This window comes from Achromobacter colocynthidis (genome assembly GCF_057334535.1).
Genome location: NZ_JBHFIZ010000034.1, coordinates 1 through 1,445, shown reverse-complemented (window position 1 = coordinate 1,445; position 1,445 = coordinate 1). Strand labels below are relative to the sequence as shown.

The 1,445-nt window shown below is 63.4% G+C and carries 2 protein-coding genes; one reads left to right on the top strand and one right to left on the bottom strand.

Annotated elements, in window-relative coordinates; genetic code table 11:
- Positions 1–955 (bottom strand): tRNA dihydrouridine(20/20a) synthase DusA (dusA, locus tag ACE04A_RS15745; protein WP_485820290.1); only part of this gene is annotated, 955 nt, incomplete at its 3' end.
- A 219-nt stretch (positions 956–1,174) separates the two neighbouring features.
- Between dusA and ACE04A_RS15740 the strand changes: the two genes are divergently transcribed.
- Positions 1,175–1,445, top strand: a 271-nt coding sequence (locus tag ACE04A_RS15740) for a phosphotransferase (protein WP_485819806.1), incomplete at its 3' end; no start/stop codon positions are given.

The window sequence follows — 1,445 nt, the reverse complement described above, 5'->3', positions numbered from 1 at the left end:
ATGCGGCGCCGCGCACATCCGGCGCCTGCCGCTGGCTGCGCCAGGCGTCGTAAATCAGGTCAGGGTTGTTGGCCGCAAGCAGGGCCGGGTCCGACAGCATCCGGCGCCAGCGCCGCGCCCCGGACTGCCCATTCACCAATCCCAGCATCGGGCGCGTCATCACGCGCAAGGGCACGCCCTTTGCCACCTGCTTGGCGGCGTATTCGGTCATGGCGTCCACCACCTGCGCGTCGGTGGGCAGACGAACCGACGGCCACAATTGCAGTGAAACCTCGGACAGCACGCGCGGCGTGTGCCAGGCGGCCCGACCCAACATCACACCATCGAACTCGTTCGCGGCCCCAACGGACTGACCCGCATCGGCCAAACCGCCGTTCAACACAAACGTGCAATCGGGAAAGTCGCGCTTGAGCTGCTTGACCACGTCGTAGCGCAGCGGCGGAATTTCGCGGTTGTCCTTCGGCGACAGGCCCTTCAACACCGCATTGCGAGCGTGGGCAATGAAGACCCGGCATCCCGTGTCATAAATCTTGCCGACGAAGTCTCGGACAAATTCGTAGGAATTCTCGTAATCGAGGCCCAAGCGATGCTTGACGGTGACCGGGATGTCGACGGCGTCCTGCATGGCTTTCATGCAATCCGCGACCAGGGCGGGCTCGGCCATCAGGCAGGCGCCGAACGCGCCTTTTTGCACGCGCTCCGAGGGACAGCCGCAGTTCAGGTTGATCTCGTCGTAACCCCATTGGCGGCCCAGCTTGGCCGCTTGGGCCAATGCGTCAGGCTCGCTCCCGCCAAGTTGCAGCGCCACGGGGTGCTCGGCCTCGTCAAAGTCCAAGTGCCGCGGGACGTTGCCATGCAACAGCGCGCCCGTCGTGATCATTTCCGTATACAAGCGCGCGCGGGGAGCCAGCAGCCGATGGAAATAGCGGCAATGGCGATCGGTTACGTCAATCATCGGGGCGACGCACAGCCGCCAGTCGGGGGAGTCCAAGAATCACTCTACAAAACAAGGGGATGCGGTATTTTACGGGCTTCGCGGCAATATGTCCGGCAGCCTGTCCACGCCTGCCCAAGCCCCTCCCGAACGGCCCGGGCGCTATGTGGTCTAAAATTGCGCCGCCGCCGCCGCACCCGGCATGTCCGAGCGTCCGTTAACTCCTTACCCTGTACATCAATGGCCGTATTCACTCCCGTATCCGACGACGACGCGCGCGCCCTCCTGGCGCGATTCGACCTGGGCGAGTTCGTCTCGCTTCGAGGGATTACGGCGGGTATCGAGAACACCAATTACTTCTTGTATACGACCCGCGGCGAATTCGTGCTGACGCTGTTCGAGGTGTTGACGCACGCGCAACTGCCTTTCTACATTGAATTGATGTACCACCTGGCGGAACGCGGCGTCCCGGTGCCGCAACCGCAAAACCTGCGCGACGGCACCCGGCTGA